The sequence below is a fragment of the Silvanigrella paludirubra genome, assembly GCF_009208775.1.
In the GTDB taxonomy this organism is placed as follows: Bacteria; Bdellovibrionota_B; Oligoflexia; order Silvanigrellales; family Silvanigrellaceae; genus Silvanigrella; species Silvanigrella paludirubra.
Map to the genome: position 1 here is coordinate 120074 of NZ_WFLM01000004.1, position 20899 is coordinate 140972.

Genomic DNA, 20899 nt, shown 5'->3' on the forward strand with positions numbered 1-20899 from the left:
AATAATTATAATTAAGGGTTAATCATTAAAGCAATAATTTTAAGCAATATATCTTCTTATTTGACTCGATAGGTCATCCTTCTTTGATTCTATTTACTATATTTAATTTATATGATGCAAGCGTATTTAAAAAGCCTTCTTAAAAAACAACTGCGCATCCAATCATTGGAAGGTACTCTTCTTCAGTAATTATTTTAGATTGTCCTGTTGTTGTTCCTACTGGAGTAAAACTATTGTAAGTAATATTGCGATAAGTAAATTGCATTCCTAAAGAGAATGTTTTAGATAATGGAGCATAATATCCCGCATCAAGTTGAAAACCTACACCATCTGAGGCTCTAAAATTTGGATGATTATATTGTGACCATGGGAAGAAGTGTAGCAAAATTGCAAAATTATTTGCTGCAAAACCTGCTGATGCTCCTGCTGATACTCTTTGAATCGTTCCAGGAGTGTAGTCTCTTTTCATTGCGGAATAAATTAATCCTAAGTAAAATTTTACTTTAGTGTTAAAAAGATAGCCTAATCTTATATCATAAAGAAAATGAGATCTTTGGTCTTGTGCTGGACTAACATTTGTTTCTTTATAATCATCGTTATAGTTATAGTATCCAATCATAGGGCTAAATACTATGCCAGTTGATGTAAATGCATTTGCTGTACTGTTAAAATTAAATATTATAAATATTAAAATTGTTTTTAGATTCATTCGAATCATTTCATCTCCTTTTTAAATAAATTGCATTCATTTTTCTTTTTCGGCTTTCCGAGGATTAAAATCAGCAGGGATGTCATAAAATTATACAAAAAATGTTTATTGGTAAGTTATTTAGAGGAGTTGTAGCCATTGTTTATGAATCTTAGTTATTGCTCAGACATTTTTGTATTACTTTAGAATTTTTCTTTTTCAAATAATTAATAATTTTGCTTTTATATTCTTATAATTAGATCCTAATTATAGGAATTCAAGAGATTTTTCTGATTGAACCATTTATTCTGAATTTCATAGTAACTGCATTAGTTAAGAAAAATATTCTATTTATTAAATTTTAAATTCAAAAACATTTTTTATAGATATAAACCACCCTATTTTTAATAAAAAATTAAAATATATTTATTGATTTTATATTTTCATTCATTTAAAAAATTGACTGTTTATCAAGATTTTCAACTTTCATGAATCATCTATCATAAGGTAAATTATTTTGAAAATATTACTTTTAAAATTGGGCATTCTAACTCTGATCCTATATTCCTTTGATAAATCATACTCAAATGAGAATTTTATTTTAAGAGAAGATTATAAGAAAAATTTCTCTGAAGATATTACTTCCTTTCAAAATGAAATAAATAAAATTTTAAAAGAAAATAAAATTCCAGGAGCCGCTGTTGCTTTAGTAGATAAAAATGGAACAATTTGGGCACAGGGATTTGGGTTTACTTCTCAACATTCAAGAAAAAAAGTAAACATACAAACCCTATTTAGCAACCAGTCTCAATCTAAAATATTTACAACTTTGGCTGTTTTAAGTTTAGTTCAAGAAGAAAAGTTGTCGCTAAATCTTCCTATCATAAGCTATTTACCAGATATGAAAATTTCAGATCCCAATGGAGGAGAGCCTTTAAAAATAATTACTTTAAAACATTTATTAAGCCACACCTCCGGTTTTGCACATGATGCTCCTGTTGGAAACAATAATAATAGCAATTTTTCTTTTAGCGAACATATGGAAAGTATTTTAAAGGGAACATGGCTTCAGTTTAAACCAGAAAGTTCTGTAAGTTATTCTAACGTAGGTATCGATTTAGCAGGATATATTTTACAGTTAAAAAGTAAAATGAATTTTGATGATGCTGTAAAACAAAAACTCTTTATTCCATTAGAAATGACAAATTCAACATTTAGTGTTAAACAATATTTGCAAAACAAAAATCATGCTGAAGGACTTATTGATGGAATAAAAGAACCAATCATAAATTATTCTTTTATTCCATCGGGAGGAATGTATTCAAGTGTTCATGACATGGCGCATTTTTTACAATTTGTACTGAATAAAGGGGTTTTTAAAAATAAAAAGATATTAAATGAAAACATATTAAATGAAATGGAAACAATTCCATTTCCTATTCAAAATCAAAAAGAAGGTTATGCTCTTGGATTATGGAGAGGTATTCGGAATCATGATCTCTATTTTTCTCATACTGGAAGAGGATTTGGCTTTGTTAATAATTTAGAATGGTATCCTGAAAGTAATATAGGAATTATTGTTTTTACTAATAAATATGATCAAAAAAATATTGATTTTGAAATTTCACATAAAATAATAGATAAAATTTTAGAGAAAAGAAAAAATAATGAATTTCAAGAGATCCAAAAAATGGTTTATGGTGATTATATTTCTTCTATGTCAAATTTAAAAATTCAAAAATCGGTAGAAAAAAATTCAATTCATTTAATTGGGGATATAAACTATGGTTCTTTTGGAAATAGTATTAAAAAAGTAGATTTAATTTTAAATTATATAGGTAAAAATAAATTTTATTCTAATGAACTAAGAGATTATTTTATATTTGAAGCAAAAGGTCCTACAGGTGTTCCTTCGTTACAAAGAGAAACTGATGGTTTTATTTGGTTTTTAAATTCGTCTATAAAAACATGCAATTCAAAGGACTCTATAAATTCAAATTCTTATGAAGGCGTTTATGTTTTAAAAGGTTATGGTCAAAATAGAAATTATCGATTTTATATTAAAGAAGGATGCCCTTTTTTTGAAGATTATTCATTAAGAAAAATAAATTTAAATACATTTATCTCACCAAATGGAAAAATAGTAGAAATTCAAGATAAAAAATTATATTTTGCAAATTTAATGATGGAGAAAGAAGACTAAATTTTTAAATAATGGAATTATTCAACATTCATGTTTTTTCAATAAGCAATAAAATCTTAATTTTGAATAATATTAAAAATAAATTGCTTCTTCTAATGAATTAAATTACAAAATAAATGAAATTTTAAGGAGGATAATTAAATGTTTAAAAAATTATTTTTTATTATTGGCAGTATATTTATTGCGACTAATACACATGCAGATATAGCTTATATATATTGTGCAACTCCAAATATGAATTGGAATTGGTTAAAAGAGATGGGAGATTATGTTTTTGTAAGTGGTGAGTGGAAAAGTGGGCAAATAGGATCTTATCGATTTAATTATTTTAAAATTACAGATAATACAAATATTAGCAACTTACAAAAAAAATGTGTGAAACAATTTGGTGAGTCTTATATCTTTGCACAACCAGCAGATGATACATCGACAGATTGGAATTTGTTTGGATCCGATGAGATAAATTTATCTTCAGGTGTCATAAGGTATTGTTCGACAAGTACTTCCCAATCCTTGATTTTTTCAAGAGCATACTGTTTTTATAGTCTTTATAGATAAATTATTTATATAAATATATTAATTATTTTGAAAAATTGTCATAAAAATAAAAATTCATTACAGTTCTGATTTTATATTATACTTTTCTTTTAAAAATTATATTTTTATGCTGAATATGTTTATGATGATGAAATCATTATCGTGGTCTCTTATAAAAAGATAGATTTATTTTTTAACTTTTTATTATTAAAATTCAAGAAAGAAAAAGACAAAAATGATTAAGTCAAATATTAAAACAAATTATATTGAAAATAAAAATAAGAGCATTTTTTATTCCAATCCTTATGGAAGTAATCGCAATGAAATTATAAAAAAATTAGGATATGATCCTAATAATAAAAATGATATAATTACTATATACTTGAACTCAATTGTATATGTTCAAATGTTAAATGAAAAATTAAAGACATTAGATAATAACCCTAAGCAAAAGCGTAAAATAAGAAGTCAAATTATTGATCTAGATGATAAAATATCAAAAGGCGTCGATCAAATTCCAAATGAAAAAGCTGGATATTTATTTCTTGCTCTTATAAGACCAAGTGAATATATTAATTCTATTCAATACGAAAATGATGCTTTTGATATAGAATCAAATTCTTTTGATCCTGGGGCAGCAAGCGCTGTTTTACAAAAAAAAGGTACTGTTATTCCTGCTCAACAAATACAAGAAGGTTATAATTATATTGTTCCTTTTTCTAATGTACACAACTTAATAAAAAGTTCTCCAATAGATAATTTAATAGTTTATAGTATTCTTAAAGACAAAATATTATTAAATAAACTTAGTAAAGATCAAATTGAAAAAACTTTTATATCTTCTGCTTTTTCAGAATCACCTTTTGATGAAAGAGTAGATTATTCTGTTATTATGCTAAAAACTGAAAATGAAAAATTACCAACTGAAATACCTCTAGCTAAAGTATTGCATAAAAGAAATTTATTTGAAACCCTTAAAAATTTATTAATTGCTGAATCAAATAAAAGAAATTTAAATTTATTAAATTCAATTAATATTAAAAAAATATTGGATGAAAATCTATTTGATAATTTATCATCTAAAGAAATACAAGAAATATTTGATATTTCATTTGGACTAAATTCAAACTATCAATTATCTAGTCACAATTTAGTAAGAAATATTCATGAAGAACAAAAAATAGATAAAGAAACAGCATTTAAAATATACATAATACATCATGCAAAACTTAGGGATGAACAGATTAAAGCTGCATTTATAAAATCGGCTCAGGTTACAAGAAGTAAAAAATTATTTTTTCCTGAATTTTGTAGAGAGATAATAATAAAATCTGAAAATTTAATGATTAAAAACCTTTCAATTATTCAACAAGCTTTAGTTCAGTCCAGTCAAATCAATTCAAATGGATTTCTTGCAGACAAAAATTTATTAAATGATCTTATTTTTATAGCAAATAAATATAATCTTTCTTTTAATTATCAGACAATTGAAAATATATATATAAATATCACAAAAAAAATAAGTCTAAATCGCGCAGAACTTTTGACTACATCTCAAAATATATTCTTACTCCTTAGTAGGTTGGACTCTCAAAGAAGCAATCATTTAGAGGTATATTTTTAAAAATATATTTTTTTATGAATAATTATTAATCTTAAAACTCTTCAATGTAATGGTAGAATTGTCTATATACTCTATCATTGCCAAATTCATCTTTCTCGAAATTTACAAAACCTATATTATAAAATTTGTAATCCATTCCATTAATTCTGTAATTTAGGAGTAAAGGTTTTCCAGTTGTAATTTCATATTGATAAACGGAATCATGCGGTGCTTTATTATAAAGAAAATCAATTTGTGTTGTATTATCTGTTTTAATTTGAGTAACCATACCACTATTAAAATATTTTGAATACTTTAGATACTTACTACTTTCAAAATAAAAAGTAGGTTTATTCTTTACTATATTAATTCCATATTCTTTCTCTGATGTGGCAATACCTTGTATTTCTTGCGCTGCATTTAAAAGAAGAAACTCATAGTTGTCTTGTTTATTTAATGAACTTTTCACGTTTACTTGAAGATAATGGTATTTAGCTTGTCTGCATTTATTTAAGTGTTCATTAGCAAATTTTATTATCCCTTTTTTTGGATCTGGTGAGCGAGTCATATAAAATAATTTATAATTTATGAATTCATTGCGGTTTATTGGATATATTTTATCTTGTATTTCATATGATAGAGAGTCGCTTGAATAAGAAGCAATAACTTTAAATTCAAATCCAGTTTCTTTTTCGAGACAAATTCAACTTGTTCTAAATAATTAAGTTCTCCTTTCTGTGCATGAGCTTGTAATGATAAAAATGTAAAATAAATACCAAAAGTTAAATAATTATATTTATACATAATTTGATTCCCTTTAATTATATTTTTAATAAATAATTATAAATTCAAAACATCTTAATTAACATAAAACACTTTTATATAATACGTAAATATTTCAATAAAGCAAATATCTATTTTAGTTATATTAAATAGATATTTTATTGATTTTTATAATTAATTTAAATGCAAAGTATTTTAAGAAATCAAAGATTCAATTTTGCTTTCGTGCCATCCTAGTAAGTCCATTTTACAAATAAAATGGATAGTAGTAAGTTTTAATTGAAATTGATTTTTGATTTAGATAATTTCAAGGCAAGAAATTTTTTAGATTTAGTTATCAAAGATTCTGATAAATCGGAAGTTCCTTTAGGCAATTAAAAGTATTCAAATTATTATTGAGGTTAAAATATAGGAATGTTTAAAAAATTAATTTATATCTTTTTAAGCGGATTTATTATTAACAGTACTTATGGAGCTACCACATATGTTTTTTGTGCCAATCGAAATAAGCAGTGGCGTTGGTTAAATAGTGATTCTGAATATGTATCTGTAAGTGGTGAGTGGAAAATTATGGCCTTAAAAGGTTTTGTATATCAATACTTTGAATTAGATAATGTTGCTTCAGCCGAAATATTACAGGAAAAATGTAAAGATCGATTTGGAGATTCTTATATTTATGCTCAACCAGCAAATAGTTTTGCAGATCAATGGTATGTTTTTGGTGTAAAGGGAGGTATTTTATATTCTGGATTTTTTAAATATTGTTTGAATCATTATTCCTGCTATTTTCGTGAAAATAGATCAAATTTGATATTGGACTCTTATAATTTTGGCAAGTTGAATTAGAAATCTTTTATTTATTTTAAAAATTTAAATAGATGAGTAAAATATTAGATACTTAATTTATATAAACAGAAAGTTTTTTATTCATTTTAATTATTTTTAGGGATTGGTTTTTCAAAGTGTTGATAATCCTTTAAAGATACCCAAGAGCCTCCCCACTTCCAGCCCTTTTTGATAAATGAATTATAAGTAAAATCATTTAATTTTATTATTCCAGGTGAAGTCAAAGTACGATCAGTATATGGTCTTCCATTTTCAGGTAAAACTAAATTTCCTTTTATATAGGGATTTATTTTGGGGTTAATGTCTATCGCTCTTCCATAACTATGAACAGAAAAAATACCTGGCTTTCCTGTAACAGAACGGCAATTAAAGGCAGAAGTATTGTTTTCTGTCATAGACAAATCATCATCACCTTTAAAATCATCTATTAACTGCATTTTTTCGATTAAGAATTTTTTTTCAAATAGTTCTTCAAATATGTTAACAACTTCAGTGGCTACATCTTTGTGAACAATTAAATGTCCTGTATGAATATTATTATCAAAACCATAAAAAGATAGGCTTAAATATTTTAAATCGTTTAACGGAACAGGACATTCTGGTTTCCAAGTGTATTTTTGCATTATTTTTTGAATATCTTCAGGAATGTCATTAATTTTTGATTCAAAATTAAGGGTAGGTCGTACTTGTGAATAAGCACTATTGTAAAAATTAGCTAAGAATGAACCAAACAATATAAAATTTAAAAATTTCACAGTTTTTATTCCTTTAATTAGATGTTATAAAAATTAAAATGAATCATTTTTATATGATTTGTCCTATTTTTTCTTTACGCAATAAATCAAAAAGATTCAGCAAAATCTTATTAGCATTATAATTTGCTTATGAAAAGTATTTTCTAAATGTAAAATTTAATTAAATTATTTATATCTTTTTTCCTCATGTAATTAAATATTTAATTCATTATAAATATATTTATTTTATTGATTTAAGAATATTTTTAAGTTATTCTTCCTTTGTTATAAGGATTTTTATTAATAATTATCAATATTAGGAAATATATAAATTTGAAAACACAAAATAAAATAAAATTCTTAAAAGCAAAATTATTAAGCGTTGTTACGGTTTTTTCATCACTCACTTTTTATGAGGCAATGGCAGCTCCGCCAGTTCATTATCTTTATACATCTTCTTCTGATCTTGAAAAATTAAATTCTATACTTAATCGAGAGGATATCGAAGGTGTTCAAATTGTTTATTCGTGGAAACAACTTGAAAAATCAAAAGGAGTTTATGATTTCTCGGAAATAGAAAGTGACCTTGCAAAACTTCAAAAAAAGAACAAAAAATTATTTATTCAAATTCAAGATAGATTTTTTGAACCAAATCAAAAAAATATACCCCTATATTTGCAAGAAGAACCTGAGTATAAAGGTGGTCTTATTGCTCAAACTGATAATCCAGGGGAAGGGAAAGCGCCTGCTCAGGGATGGGTTGCTATGCAATGGAATGTTTCTTTACAAAAAAGATATCAGAATCTTATACAAGAATTGGCTAAAAAATTTGATGGGAGAGTTGCTGGTATAAATCTTCCTGAAACTTCAATTGATATCAATAAGAAAAATGCTGAAAAAAAAGGATTTTCATGTGATAAATATTTTTCTTCTACAGTAAATAATATGATTTTTGCAAAAAAAGCTTTCAAAAAATCATTTGTTGTTCAATATATTAACTTTTGGCCATGCGAATGGAACAATGATCATAAATATATGTCGAGATTATTTGCAATTGCTCAAAAAGAAAGAATCGGTCTTGGTGGGCCCGATATTGTTCCTTATAAAAAAGCACAAATGAAAAACTCATATCCATTTTTTAATAAATATAAAGGTAAGCTTCCATTAGTCGCTATGGCTGTCCAAGAACCCACTTTGACTTATATAAATCCAAATACGAAAAAGCCATTTGCAAAAGAAGAGTTTATTAAATTTGCAGAAGAGTATTTGGGAACAAATATAATATTTTGGGCAACAGAAACACCATGGCTTTCAAAATAGAGAATAAAAATATTTTCTATAGAAACTTTAATTTGCGTCATATAATAAAATTTTGCTAAAAACTATAATCTATTTTTGAAAGATAAATTATTATGATAAAACATTTTGTCCTTCTAGAAATTGCAGACCATATAAAACCAAACGAAATTGAAAAGATGGTAAATAAACTTATTGAATTAAAAAATACCAGTATTCCAGAAATTAAAAAAATATCCTATGGTAAAAGCTGTAGCATAGAAGGACTGGAACGTGGATTTAATTATGCTTTTGTAATGGAATTTGAAAATGTCTCTGAAAGAGATATATATATTAATCATGAAGATCATAAAAAAGTATCGGCAGAGTATATCCTACCTATATTAAAAAATGGAATAGAATCGGTTATTGTATTTGATTTTTAAAGAATTTTTTATACAAAATTAAAAAAATAAGATTAGCAAATGTAGCCCTCCTTCAAAACAAAAATTTTTTTGCAATCCAATTTAAAAATTTAAAAACCAGATTGACAATTAAAAATAGTAACACTATCGTTATGAAATATAAAACATATTAAATAAAATGGAATTTTATGATCAGCATAAGAAACAAGGTATATATTCCTTTAAAAAATTGTATTAATTCGATAGAATTTTTAACATTTAACAATTTACCAGATAAAAAAGAGCATATTGCTTTATGCTTTGGTAATTGGAGACAAATTGAAATTCCTTTAGTTAGAATTCATTCTGAATGTTTAACTGGGGATTTATTTTATTCTTTATTATGCGATTGCGGAGAACAACTTCATGAGAGTATTAATTTACTTGATAAAAATGGTGGTATTTTGCTCTACATGCGTCAAGAAGGCAGAGGAATTGGGCTCTATAATAAGTTAGACGCCTATCATTTACAAAAAGAACAAGGATACGATACTTATAAGGCTAATGCTCATTTAGGTTTCCCTGAAGAAAACAGAAATTTCAAAATCGCTGCAGATATTTTAAAACAAATAAACGTAACAAATATAAAACTAATTACAAATAATCCTGAAAAAGTAAAACAATTAAAAGATAATGATATTGAAATTAAAGAAACAATTCAAACCCAAACTTATGTAAATCAACACAATATAAAATACTTAACAGCAAAAAAAAATATAACTAAACATCGTTTAAATTTGGATTAATTGTTTGCAGAATTAAAAAAAATTAATTACTTAATTTTGTAAACCAAAAACTACATAATTGTAAAATGAGAAAGGAGGAAATCATGAAAAGAGTAAAAAGAAAGAATACTCGTATTTCAGGTAAAGATATACCAGGATAAATTTTGGTATGATGGCTAGTTATTTTAAAAATAGCTAGCTTCATTTAAAAGAGTTAAACAAGCATTTTTTTTTGCAAAAGAACCGTCGAATTCATCTGATATGAGTAGTCGGTTTTGGATGAATTACTCACACAAGGTTGACATTTAAAAATAACCACACTATCGTTATGGAATATAAAACATATTAAATAAAATGGAATTTTATGATCAGCATAAGAAAAAAGGTAAATATTCCTTTAAAAAATTGTATTAAATCGATAGAATTTTTAACATTTAACAATTTACCAGATAAAAAAGAGCATATTGCTTTATGCTTTGGTAATTGGAGACAAATTGAAATTCCTTTGGTTAGAATTCATTCTGAATGCTTAACTGGAGATTTATTTTATTCTTTATTATGCGATTGTGGAGAACAACTTAATGAGACTATCCATTTACTTGATAAAAATGGTGGTATTTTGCTCTATTTGCGTCAAGAAGGAAGAGGAATTGGGCTCTATAATAAGCTAGACGCCTATCATTTACAAAAAGAACAAGGGTACGATACCTACAAGGCAAATGCTCATTTAGGTTTCCCTGAAGAAAATAGAGATTTCAAAATCGCTGCAGATATTTTAAAACAAATAAACGTAAAAAATATAAAACTTATTACTAACAATCCTGAAAAAATAAAACAATTAAAAAACAATGAAATTGAAATTAAAGAAACAATTCAAACCCAAACTTATGTAAATCCGCTCAATGTAAAATACTTAACAGCAAAAAAGAATATAACTAAACATCGTTTAAATTTGGATTAATTGTTTACAGAATTAAAAAAAAGTAAGTACTTAATTTTGTGAACCAGAAACTACATAATTGTAACATGAGAAAGGAGGAAATTATGAAAAGAGTAAAAAGAAAGAATACTCGTATTTCTGGTAAAAGTGGACCTCAATAACAATACGTTATAATGGCTAGCTATTTAAAAAATAGCTAGCTTCATTTAAAAGGGCAAAACATGCATAAAAAAATAAATGAAAGAATTAAGTGTATAACTTATAGCGATAAGTTTGATTGTTTATTTGCAGGTGGAGTTACAGGCGGTATTTATAAGATTTCTAAAGAACTTGATGTCTTAGACTATTCTGAAAGCCAATTTTATAATTCACCAATTATAAATTTATTATGCTATAAAAATGATATATTTGCAAGAAATATAAATGGAGATCTTTTAAAATATGACATTGCAAGTTTAAAATTAATTTCATATTTAAATTCATCTGAGATATGTAGTGACTTAGAAGAAGGGATAGAAGAAAATGTAAAATCCTCTTCTCATGGAATAGAAGTATTTAATAATAAAATTTATTTAGTTTCAGGTACGGGCAATTTTATTACTATTGATCCTACATCAATGAATGTAGAAAGTATAAATAATTATGTTGAAAATTCTTATGTTGAATGTATAAATACAAAAGGAAACTTACATTATCTTTCAGACTTCAGCGGGAATATTTGGCAAGGAAACCTAGAACAAAAGAATTTTCAACATTTTTTAAAATTAGATACAGGCACAGTTCATTGTACAATTTATGATAAAAAATATAATCGCTACTGGGCGACTACGGATGATTCTTTTAAGATAAAGATATTTAATGACAATAAAGAAATTTTAGAAACTAACGCATTTACCAACGATGACATTGAATGGATTGATTTCTCACAAGATTTTAATAAATCTTACGTAGCATGTTTTGATCACTATTTATATTGTTTTAATAATGAAATAATTCCAGAGTTTATTAATAAATTCGGCCCATTTAAATTCCAGCTTAACTTTGTAAAAGTCATAGATGACAAAATATATGTTGTGTTAGAGTCTGGCGAAATTTACAGACTAGATGAACAAGGTTACATACTAAATAAACTAAATTTTGAAGGCGACTGTATTTGGGACACCTTTTTAGAAGAAAATAAAAAACTATACTGTGGTCATGAAAGCGGCGATCTTGCTATTTATAATATTCATGAATCTGAATTTAATTCTATCCATCTTTCATTGGAAAATAAAATTAATTTAAAGAGTGGAAGAGTAAGAAGAGTTTCTACAGATAAATATCAATATTATGGAATTACAACAGAAGGATATTTAATAGCTCTTCAGAAGGAAACAAATGAAATCGTTTGGAAATCCAAACTAGAGGGAATTTGTCGAGACGTATCTATTAATACAGAGAATGGAAGTATATACGTAGCTACTGAAGCAAATTTTATTTATGAAATATCTTCACAATCAGGAGAAATTATTCATCAAAGAAAATTTGATCATCCTGTTTGGGCGCTTGCATATCATCCTGCTGGTTATTTAATAGCAGGAACAAGAAGAAATTATCTTTATTTATTTAAAGATTTAAAGAATGATTATTTAGATTGTCTTGAACATTTTGGCAATCAAAAAGGCCTAAAAGTTCTTCACAATAATAATATTCTGCTAAATGGCAATGGATATATTAAAGAATTTGAAATCAATCAAGATCGTCTCAAAGAAGTAAGAAAATGGAAAGAAGGATTAAATACGACTTGTGAAGACGTTATTCTTGATGAAGAAAATGATCGTCTTAATATAGTTACATATAATATGGATATTAAGAATTATAGTCATCAATTCTGTGATCATGAAACCTTAGACAACTTACTAATCGATTTTCCAAAATCATTACAAATATTTAAAGGGAAGCAATCATCCTATTTAATTGTTGCTGGGCGTGGAAATTATGTTACTTTTTTTAGAATATTTAGTAATAATGAGCTAGTCAAAATTAATGAATTTTATTTATAATATTGGATATATTCATGTGGAAAGTTAACGATCAGTTAGAAAAAAAAATTCTAAACTTATATCAGAGTGATTTTAAATCAATTCTTTATAGAATAGAAAAAAATAAAAGCTTATTTAGTTATAATTTGCTAAAATTTATATGGAATTATAGCTATGCTATTTATTCATTAAATACAAAATCAATTTGGTCTGAAGTATTAGAAAAAGTTGATGACTTGCTGAATGATCACCAAGATATGAATACTTTTACAGATGAAATAGAGAATGATGCAAATCCAACGTGGAATCATTGCTATGATTTATTGGTAAGTAAAAAGTTTAAGAATCAGACATTATTTAATGCTATGAATTCAAAAAGTTTAAAATTAAAAAAGCTAGTAATTAATGAGGCTAAAAAAGTATTTAGGTATGACAAAAAAATAATTTTCAATGAATTAAAAGATAATATTATTTTTAAAGATATTGAAATTGATTTTATTTATAATAATTTAAACAAAATAATTCCTAAAAAATTGTTAAAAAACCCACCAAATATTAATAAAAATATATATATTTATATAAATATTTATGAAAATATATTAAAGAAAATGTATGAAGAATGGCATTTAATATATTTGCAATTAAAAGAAAAAAACTTTATGGACATAAACACTGACAGCTCTGAATTTAGACTACAAGCTGCCTATGCCATTCCTATGGGTAAAAATCATACTCCTCTATGTTTCATTCATTCTGTTAAAAATTTTAATTCATTAAGAGGTTGTATTCATGAAATATCTCATTGTATACATTTTTATTCTTATAAAGACAAAAACAATGCAATAGAGATTCCAAATTATACCAGTGTAGAAGTTTTTCCCATGTTTATGGAACTTGTTTTTATTTTTCATTTAGATAAAGAATATTTTTTCACTTTTATTCATAAACAATTAAAGGTCTATTTGAAGTTTTTTCTTTTTAAAAATAAGGTAAAAAAATGTAATTCTCTAAAACAGGCAAATAAATTATGGAGGAAATTAAATAACAAAAAATCATTTTGGTATTTAGAAAAAACTATTTTTTTAGAAGATAACTTATTCAATTCTTATTTAATAGGAGCATTTTGGTCTTCTATTTGTGCTATTGAGTACTTGATAAATGGAAATAAAGATATTATAATAAAAATTAATTCAATATTAAAAGAAGATCCAAGGGAACAAAAAAATTTGTGGTTTAAAAACTTTAAAAATTTAGTAGAAAAAAATGAATAATTATACAGAAAAGCTCAAAGAAATATTTACAAATAGGTACAATAGTCAGCATACTCCATGGACTCATGATGAGTCATTAGACTATACAACTGTATTTGCCTTTAATAAATTGACAAATAATTTAAAAAATAAAAATATTAACATTCTAGATATTGGTTGTGGTAATGGAAGACATGCTAAATATTTTAATAATTTAAATTACACAGGAATAGACTTAGTATATAATGATAACTGGAGTATACTTAGTAAAAATAAAAAAATTAATTTTATAATGACATCTTTTTTAGAGTTCAATGCTAAAGATAATTATAAATATGATCTTATTTTAGATAATGGTTGCTTACATCACCAGTCACCATTGTATTTTAATAATTATCTAAAAAAAGTTAGAAATTTAATGAATGACAAACATTCTATTTATAGTCTTGTTGTTTGGAATGAGCAATTTTGTGAATATAATATTGATCATGAAGGTAGATATCATCATTTTTTTTCATCTCAAGAAATATCATCTTTATTATTCGAAAATTTTCTAAAAGTAATTGATATAAAAAATATAAAAGCAAAAAATGATATTATGCAATTACACATAATGAGTCAGATAATGGAGTAAACATTTTTAATTAAAGTCAGGAAGAAAAGATGAACCTTCATACAAGTCCTATTAGCGGAGTTGATTGTTTTAAAGATAAATATATAGCTACAGCAGGTTACGATAATAAAGTAATTCTTTGGGACTCAAAAAATAAAAAAGCGATCGCAAGTGGGGAGCATAATCACTTAGCAAATGCGTGTAAATTTAGTGAATGCGGAAATTTTCTTGTTTCTGCAAGCAGTGATTATAGTGCTATGGTATGGAAAATTCCTTCCATGGAAAAAATAGCAACTCTATTAGGGCATACAGATGATATAGAAATGGCGGCAATTAATAACAGTAATACATGCATTGCGACAGCATCTCGTGACCACAGCATAAATTTATATGATATGGATGGGAATTATCTCTCTAAACTCAGCGGTCACAATGCGGATGTTATTTCTATATCTTGGTTAAATGATGAATCCTTGATTTCTAGTAGTGATGATGGAACAGTAAGGGTATGGAATATAAGCAACGGTAGCCACTCTATTTATAATTTTGAATCTATTGAAACTGACACCATTGCTCTAGTGAATGAGAATTTGTTTTTTGCTGGAAATGATAATGGGGACATAATAACAATAAATAATAATATTACTTATACAAGAGCACATCAGTCAGGAATAAAAAGATTGTATTATAATAAAGATGGAAATATATTAATTAGTACTAGTTATGATCGCAAATTAAAGGTTTGGAAACTAAATGAAGAAAATATATTAGAGCTATATAGAGAATCTGAATTTCCTTCCATTATTTGGCCAAGAAGTATTTCCATGTCCAATAAAAATGTAATTGTTTTTTCAACTTTTGGTTCCTCATATGCAACTTTTAAAATTGAAACAAATGAATGGAATACTTCAAACATTGTGAAAACATTTGGAATTAATTCTGTAATAGAGAGTAATAATCAATTATTTCATATTGGTGATGCTGGTGAATTTTACCAGGATGGTCAATTTATAAAGTCTATGCATAGTTTGTGTAATTTTATTGTAAAAACAGAATTTTTTATTCTTACAGGTGGGCAATTAGGAGAAGTTTACAATGCAATTAGTGGTGATATCATTTATAAACATCACTCACCATTAAACTGTGCTACCTTTATTAAAGGCAATGAATATAATTTAATTGCAGTTGGAGCTTATACTGGTGAAGCTATTTTATTGAAAGAAAAAGACAATCATATTTCAATTTTAGAAATTTTAAAAATTCATAGCAATGCAATAAAAGGAATATGTAATAATGGAAATTACCTTTTCTCTGCTTCAGCAAATAAAGAAATAGCCTTATCTGATTACACACAATTTAAAACGATTCAAAAAATATCAAATGCGCATGATAAAATTATAAATGCATGTATCCATTTAAAAGATAATTTATTTATTACGATTGGAAGAGACTTAAAATATAAAATATGGGATGGTATTAATCTTCTTTCTAGTCATTTAACACAGCAAAAAAATTCACTTAAGTGTATTGCAAAAAGTTCAAATAATGAGACTATTGCAATAGGGAGTTATTCTGGAGAAATTCAAATTTATAATATAATTAATAATGAATTAATTAGGAAATATAATCCTACTAAATATGGAATTTCTTCCCTGACTTTTAGAGACTCATCAAATACTTTTATAGCAAGTTCGTATGATGGAAATTTATATGAAATTAAACAATAATGAATTATCAAAAATTAATTTAAATTCTGCTAGAAAAAATATGGATATTGAAAATATATTTGTCAGTGATAAATATTTAGAATGCTATGAAAACTATAAAGAATTTTTTCCAAATAAAATTCAAATATTTTTAGAATATTCAGAGAATATAGAAATTTCTTTAAATGAAAGAATAAAATTTGCTTCCATTTTATCTTTGCTTGGAGATCCAAGAATTCAAACAATGAATCCAAAAATGGAAAAAATACCAAGTGCAACAATCAACATTGGATTAAATTATGAGAGTTTAAATGATGTATATGAAAATTATAAATATTTGGGAGTTGAAAAAGAATGGATTGAAAAGGAGTGTCCTAAACATAGTATTGAAATAGATACATTTTTTGCCGGGAAATACTTAGTAACAAACTTTGAGTATCTTTGTTTTTTAAAAGAAAATCCATTAGCTGAATTACCCACATCATGGGATTTAGGATTATATCCTATACATAAAAGCAACCATCCTGTGTATACAATTTCATTAAATAGCGCATATGAATATATAAAATGGCTTAACACAAAAACAAATGAAAAGTATAGACTTCTATCGGAATATGAATGGGAATATTTAGCGTCAAATGGAAAAATGTTTGAATTTCCATGGGGTAATCAATTTAATAAAAATTACTGTAACACTTTAGAAGCTAAATATTATTCTACCACACCTGTAGGTGTTTTTACCGAAGGAAATAATGAATTTGGAATATGTGATTTAGCTGGTAATGTTGAGGAATATGTCTCTAATTCTTATTTTGTCTATCCAAATGGAAAACTAATTCTTGATGATCTCTATAAAATAACAAATTCGCCTTACCCAATGACACGAGGTGGAAGTTTTACGAGGAGTTGTGATTTAGCCCGCAGTAAAAGAAGACACGGCTATTTTCCAGGTGAAATATATGTCATTGGGTTTCGTTTAGCTAAAGATGGAGTTTAAATTGATTAGGATAAAAGATTTACATTTTTCATATTTTGAAAAGAGAGGTCTTTTTTCAAAACCGACTCGGAAAAATATTCTAAATAATTTTTCTTTAGAAATTCCTGAATCTTGTTTATTTGGCCTCATTGGAGAAAATGGAAGCGGAAAAACAACATTAACAAAAATATTAATGGGCGTTTTCAAACCTGAACAAGGAAGTGTTACTATAGATTACTTCGGCGATCCATATAATGGTAAAAATAATTGGAAAGAATCTATCGGAATTATATCAGGAGCCACCTCTAAAATTTTTAACTCAATGTTCTTATTTGAGCAAGTAAAATATTTTGAAATACTTTATGCAAAATTTTGTATTGATTCTTTTAATAATTATATAGATTTTTTCAATATTAGGCACATCCTAAATAAGAGAGCTGCCAGTATTTCTTTTGGTGAAAGAATAAAATATGAAATTGCATTAACATTATCCTATTTTCCAAAAATTTTAATACTAGATGAACCTACAGTTGGCTTAGATACAATCGCAATTCAGCAGGTTCGAGAAATATTAACTAATTATGTTCAGCAGTATAAGGCTTGTGGGATATTAACTTCTCATAATTTAAAAGATATAAATGAAATGACTAATTTTTTTGGTTATTTAAAAAACGGAAACATTATAAATTTCTTCAATAAAAATGAAATGAGTCTGTCAGAAATTGAGAAAAAATATGTTGAATTATATTCATGATGTAAAAAAATATTTAAAAATATATAATCAATCACCCAAATTTAATTTTGGCCTTTTTATACTTATTTATATGATTGTTTATATTATTCTTACAGATTGTTTAATTTGGTATTCTTCAAATCATCTTGCAGGTATAAGCTGGAAAAAGTTAATTGTTTATTCAATATTTTCTTATCCAATTTGGATGCAAATAGGTATTAAAGGGTTATCAGTAGAGCAAGGCGATTTAATTACAAGCGGAAGATGGTTTGTTATAAATACTCTACCTATAAATACTACAGTATTCATTTTATTTAATTCACTAGGAATTACTTTTAAAAGTTTTTCATTAAAAATTTGTCTATGTATATATTTTATAACAATTTATTATTTTTCAAAAAATATTATAATTTCATTTTTAGGGCTTTCATGCTTTTTTATAGGTTGTGTAAACATTAATTTAATTCAAATATTAGGAAAATACCTTTCTCCAAAAGCATATATATTTATTTTTAGCTCAATATTATATAGTTTATTATCTTTTTTATCAGGAGCTTTTTTTCCTCTTGGATTCTTTTTTGATATTAATAATTTATCTTTATTTAATCCAACTTATATTGCAGTATCATTACCAGTTGAAAACTTAGTAAATTTAATTTTTCAAGATAATATTCAAGATAAATTATTAAATAATTTTATTGTAAATATTATTTATTCGTTATGCTGGTCATTGATACTATTTATTTTTGCTATTATTATTGAGGGAAAAAGACGTGAGTCATTTTATAGATAATTTTATAATTGCAAGAAGACAATTTAAAGCTTTTATTATAGTAAGTTTTTATGGCTCAAGAAAAAGATTTAAATTAAGCTTATTAGAGCTTATACCTCAAACGATATTTTATTTGGGAAATTATTTTATTATTATTACATTATTTAAAGATATAAATGGACACAAAATTTCAAATACAGACTTAATTCTATTTACTCTTAGTATGATTACTGCTGATGCAATAGGAGATGCAATTATCTTCAAAGGATTAGGAGAGTATTTATTTCATTTGAGAAAAGGAAACTGTATACATTTATATTCCTTACCAGGAATATCTGCTTTAAAAGTTTTGTTATTTAGATTTGATTTTCCTATGGTTATTTTTGGATTAACTAGTTTTTTTATTGCAATTAATATGATAAATACATTTTATAATCCAATTCTAATTATTTATTATAGTATATTTACAATTTTTGGTATTATTTGCCACTGTATATTAAGCAGCGCTTTTTTTATTATTCAAGCTTATTTTAATTCAGCAACACCAATTTCATATGGTAATATAGCTGCAAGACTTTATATAAAACCTCTTCAAATAATTATTAATAATATCTATGGAATAATCGTTTTTACATGTATATATCCTGTTTATTTTGTCACAGCTGCTAGTAATTCATTTTTTTTAAATGAAAACCATATTTTTATAAAAAATTTAATTACATTTTCACTTTCAGGAATTTTATCTGTATTAATTTGGTTTTTAATAATAAATACTATTGTAAAAAAATCAATCGCTAAATATTGATATCAAATTTTTAAAACTGTCAATTGATATTCTTTTCTTCTTTGAATTTTTATAATATAATTCATATGAATTTTGTATTTATTAAATTTTAAAGATATTTTATAAGAGAACCTAATTATGAAATCAATAATAGTGTGCTTAATATTATTTCTTTGCTTCAAAGCTTATTCTGATGATTTAAAAAATATAGTTATTTATTCAGATGAAGATATCCCATACGTCACAATAAACAAAGAGGGTATTATAGATGGTGGAATAGCAACAGAAGTCATTTATAAAATTTTAAATAAACTCAATCTTCCAAAATCAACAATTGAAAGTGTACCTTGGGCACGAGCCTATTTTAATGCGACGACAAAACCAAATGTGATTATTTATCCAATTGTCAAGACAAAGGAGAGACAAGAAAATCTTGATTTTATAATTAAATTGCTCGATTCAACTGTTTTTTTATATAAATTAAAAAGTAGAGCTGATATAAAAGTAAAAAATTTAAATGAGGCTAAAAAGTATCGAGTTTGCGCTGTTCGTGATGACTATCGTGCTGATTACTTAAAATTAAATAAATTTGAATATATTGAATTAGCAACTAACTCGACACTAAATGTTAAAAAATTTATTGAAGGTCGTTGTGATTTGATTATTTCTACCGAAATTGGAATTCAAAATAAATTGAAAAATCTTAAATATGAGTTCAATTTAATTGAAAATGTTTTTTCATTAAAAAACTTAGATAGTGCTTTATATGCGGCAATTAATAAAAATACTTCAAAAGAAATAAAAGATAAAATTAAATTAGCTGGTGATTCACTAAAATAATGATTTTCAAACTGTTTCAAATGGTTGTAATAAAAATGCTTAAAAAACACTTCATTTTTTTTGTATTCTTGTCATTCCTTTCCGCTTAGCATTTTCAAATGATAATGTTATACCCATTACAGGAAATGAATCTCGATATCCAAAAATTTATCTAGATACAAGTAAACAACCAAAAGGACCTCTTATTGATGCAATGAATTTGGTGGCAAATGAAATGAAAAAGAAAATCATTTTACCCGAATTGAAAATTATAATCTTGAAATCGAATTAGAAATGCTTTTAGCAAAAAAAATTGATGCTATTATTTATAGTTCTGGTGAAAATATTTCTACTAAAGCAGCTTTAGAAAATGTGATATAAAATAGTAAAAATCAAAATCTTATAAAAAATAAAAATAACTTCAGAA

At 25.4% G+C, this 20899-nt stretch carries 20 protein-coding genes; 17 read left to right on the top strand and 3 right to left on the bottom strand.

What is annotated here, in order from left to right; all coding sequences use genetic code 11:
• Window positions 1-139 precede the first annotated feature (139 nt).
• A complete protein-coding gene (locus GCL60_RS11165) occupies window positions 140-718 on the bottom strand; it encodes a hypothetical protein (RefSeq protein WP_153420740.1) in 579 nt (192 codons plus the stop codon).
• A gap of 487 nt (window positions 719-1205) precedes the next feature.
• Between GCL60_RS11165 and GCL60_RS11170 the strand changes: the two genes are divergently transcribed.
• The 3 genes from GCL60_RS11170 (at window position 1206) to GCL60_RS11180 (ending at window position 5052) form a co-directional block, all read left to right on the top strand.
• Complete coding sequence (locus GCL60_RS11170) at window positions 1206-2891, top strand: serine hydrolase domain-containing protein (protein ID WP_161998175.1); 1686 nt, start codon at window positions 1206-1208, stop codon at window positions 2889-2891.
• Window positions 2892-3032: 141 nt separating this feature from the next.
• On the top strand, window positions 3033-3449 hold the full coding sequence (locus tag GCL60_RS11175; protein WP_153420742.1) for a hypothetical protein: 417 nt from the start codon (window positions 3033-3035) through the stop codon (window positions 3447-3449).
• Window positions 3450-3663: 214 nt separating this feature from the next.
• Window positions 3664-5052 (top strand): hypothetical protein, encoded by a 1389-nt coding sequence (locus GCL60_RS11180; protein ID WP_153420743.1) that lies wholly within the window; start codon window positions 3664-3666, stop codon window positions 5050-5052.
• A gap of 31 nt (window positions 5053-5083) precedes the next feature.
• Here GCL60_RS11180 and GCL60_RS11185 read toward each other — a convergent pair whose 3' ends face one another.
• Window positions 5084-5599, bottom strand: a complete 516-nt coding sequence (locus tag GCL60_RS11185; RefSeq protein WP_153420744.1) for a hypothetical protein — start codon at window positions 5597-5599, stop codon at window positions 5084-5086.
• Window positions 5600-6228: 629 nt separating this feature from the next.
• Here GCL60_RS11185 and GCL60_RS11190 point away from each other — a divergent pair.
• The gene (locus GCL60_RS11190) at window positions 6229-6660 is read left to right on the top strand and encodes a hypothetical protein (RefSeq protein WP_153420745.1); all 432 of its coding nucleotides are present in this window, start codon (window positions 6229-6231) and stop codon (window positions 6658-6660) included.
• Window positions 6661-6746: 86 nt separating this feature from the next.
• Here the strand turns inward: GCL60_RS11190 and GCL60_RS11195 are convergent, their stop codons facing one another.
• Window positions 6747-7415, bottom strand: coding sequence for a M15 family metallopeptidase (locus GCL60_RS11195; protein WP_153420746.1), 669 nt, complete (start codon window positions 7413-7415; stop codon window positions 6747-6749).
• A gap of 399 nt (window positions 7416-7814) precedes the next feature.
• Between GCL60_RS11195 and GCL60_RS11200 the strand changes: the two genes are divergently transcribed.
• From GCL60_RS11200 to GCL60_RS11260, 13 genes are all read left to right on the top strand, one after another.
• Entirely contained in the window at window positions 7815-8714 is a 900-nt protein-coding gene (locus GCL60_RS11200) for a hypothetical protein (protein ID WP_153421174.1), read from the top strand.
• A gap of 92 nt (window positions 8715-8806) precedes the next feature.
• On the top strand, window positions 8807-9115 hold the full coding sequence (locus tag GCL60_RS11205; protein ID WP_153420747.1) for a Dabb family protein: 309 nt from the start codon (window positions 8807-8809) through the stop codon (window positions 9113-9115).
• A gap of 167 nt (window positions 9116-9282) precedes the next feature.
• Window positions 9283-9879 carry a GTP cyclohydrolase II RibA gene (gene ribA, locus GCL60_RS11210; RefSeq protein ID WP_153420748.1) on the top strand — a complete coding sequence of 199 codons (597 nt, stop codon included), beginning with the start codon at window positions 9283-9285 and terminating at the stop codon, window positions 9877-9879.
• Between the two features lie 343 nt (window positions 9880-10222).
• Entirely contained in the window at window positions 10223-10819 is a 597-nt protein-coding gene (locus GCL60_RS11215) for a GTP cyclohydrolase II (protein WP_153420749.1), read from the top strand.
• A 200-nt stretch (window positions 10820-11019) separates the two neighbouring features.
• On the top strand, window positions 11020-12840 hold the full coding sequence (locus GCL60_RS11220) for a PQQ-binding-like beta-propeller repeat protein (protein ID WP_153420750.1): 1821 nt from the start codon (window positions 11020-11022) through the stop codon (window positions 12838-12840).
• Window positions 12841-12854: 14 nt separating this feature from the next.
• Entirely contained in the window at window positions 12855-14090 is a 1236-nt protein-coding gene (locus GCL60_RS11225; protein ID WP_153420751.1) for a hypothetical protein, read from the top strand.
• The gene (locus GCL60_RS11230; RefSeq protein WP_153420752.1) at window positions 14083-14703 is read left to right on the top strand and encodes a class I SAM-dependent methyltransferase; all 621 of its coding nucleotides are present in this window, start codon (window positions 14083-14085) and stop codon (window positions 14701-14703) included. Before GCL60_RS11225 ends, GCL60_RS11230 begins: the two co-directional genes overlap by 8 nt.
• A gap of 29 nt (window positions 14704-14732) precedes the next feature.
• The gene (locus tag GCL60_RS11235; protein ID WP_153420753.1) at window positions 14733-16409 is read left to right on the top strand and encodes a WD40 repeat domain-containing protein; all 1677 of its coding nucleotides are present in this window, start codon (window positions 14733-14735) and stop codon (window positions 16407-16409) included.
• Window positions 16393-17385: a formylglycine-generating enzyme family protein gene (locus tag GCL60_RS11240; RefSeq protein WP_161998176.1), complete on the top strand. Its 993-nt coding sequence runs from the start codon at window positions 16393-16395 to the stop codon at window positions 17383-17385. The genes GCL60_RS11235 and GCL60_RS11240 overlap by 17 nt, the downstream gene beginning before the upstream one ends.
• Before the next feature lies 1 nt (window position 17386).
• Window positions 17387-18118, top strand: coding sequence for an ATP-binding cassette domain-containing protein (locus tag GCL60_RS11245; RefSeq protein ID WP_161998177.1), 732 nt, complete (start codon window positions 17387-17389; stop codon window positions 18116-18118).
• The gene (locus tag GCL60_RS11250) at window positions 18099-18890 is read left to right on the top strand and encodes a hypothetical protein (protein ID WP_153420756.1); all 792 of its coding nucleotides are present in this window, start codon (window positions 18099-18101) and stop codon (window positions 18888-18890) included. Before GCL60_RS11245 ends, GCL60_RS11250 begins: the two co-directional genes overlap by 20 nt.
• Window positions 18871-19674: a hypothetical protein gene (locus GCL60_RS11255; RefSeq protein WP_153420757.1), complete on the top strand. Its 804-nt coding sequence runs from the start codon at window positions 18871-18873 to the stop codon at window positions 19672-19674. The genes GCL60_RS11250 and GCL60_RS11255 overlap by 20 nt, the downstream gene beginning before the upstream one ends.
• Before the next feature lie 117 nt (window positions 19675-19791).
• On the top strand, window positions 19792-20493 hold the full coding sequence (locus GCL60_RS11260; RefSeq protein ID WP_153420758.1) for a substrate-binding periplasmic protein: 702 nt from the start codon (window positions 19792-19794) through the stop codon (window positions 20491-20493).
• The last annotated feature ends 406 nt before the right edge of the window (window positions 20494-20899 follow it).